Source organism: Vibrio sp. TRT 29B02 (assembly GCF_050113655.1).
Lineage (GTDB): Bacteria > Pseudomonadota > Gammaproteobacteria > Enterobacterales > Vibrionaceae > Vibrio.
In genome coordinates, this window is the sequence record NZ_JBNJOJ010000078.1 from 1 (window position 1) to 524 (window position 524).

A 524-nucleotide genomic window follows, 5' to 3' on the forward strand; every position below is an offset into this window, starting at 1 on the left:
TCATTCCCAACAAACGGGTAAAGGCAAGGTGCCGTCTCTTGCTGATTGTTTAATGCCTCAACCCTCGCTTTAATTGAGGTGTAATCGGAGGTTTCTGGTGTTTGGGCTATTCCTGCTCTTAGCGGGTTTAAATCGACATACGTCATCGCTGCCGCGAGTGCCTGTTCATCTAGTAGAGCCTGGCTTTTGAAGCGGCTTTCCCAGAAATGTCCTTTGCATTGGTCTTCTTTGTTGGCTTGGCAGGCAATCTCAAAATTAAGCTCTTTCATAAACCAACTTAGGCTCCATAGTCGCTCACGCCAAGATTCGATAATCGCTAAACACACTTCAAGCTCGGCCTTACTGGTAAGCTGCCCTTCTAACCATCGAGATACGATATTGGGCAGTTTGTGTGCTTGCTGCCAACGCTCAACCACCTCATAAGTCGATAGATTTAGGGCTTTCTCTCGATTGATATGTAAGACCAAGTGGTAGTGGTTGCTCATGATGGCGTAAGCGCAGATGTCAATGCAGTAAAGTTGCGA

General features: G+C 46.8%; 1 pseudogene. It reads right to left on the reverse strand.

The features are described 5' to 3' along the window. A pseudogene (locus tag ACQEXT_RS21270) lies at positions 1 to 524 on the reverse strand (transposase); the annotation flags it as partial.